This window comes from Salmonella sp. SAL4457 (assembly GCF_046548235.1).
GTDB classification, from domain to species: Bacteria; Pseudomonadota; Gammaproteobacteria; order Enterobacterales; family Enterobacteriaceae; genus Salmonella; species Salmonella enterica.
Genome location: NZ_JBGDZO010000265.1, coordinates 1 through 307 on the forward strand (window position 1 = coordinate 1; position 307 = coordinate 307).

The 307-nt window shown below is 65.1% G+C and carries 1 protein-coding gene; it reads right to left on the minus strand.

Annotated elements, in window-relative coordinates:
- A partial coding sequence (locus ACLJNW_RS24205; RefSeq protein ID WP_410961219.1) for a sulfite exporter TauE/SafE family protein occupies window positions 1–307 on the minus strand: 307 nt, incomplete at both ends.

Consider the following 307-nt stretch of genomic DNA (forward strand, 5'->3'; position numbering starts at 1 on the left):
CCCCGATTATCTTCTGCAACAGCGGCCCCTTGATCTGCGCCGCGGTCAGCGCGCCGAGGGCACTGCCGATGAGGATGCCGAGGGTCATCCAGGCGAACACCGGCCAGCGCACCGCGCCGCGCCGATGGTGTTCGAGAATGGAATTGATCGAAGTGAAGACGATGGTCGCCAGGGAGGTGCCGACCGCCATCTGGGTCAGGACGTCGCCGCCGAAACCGTGCGCGGTGAAGCTGAAGACCAGCGCCGGGACGATGATCAGGCCGCCGCCGACGCCGAACAGTCCGGCCCTGTCTCTTATACACATATC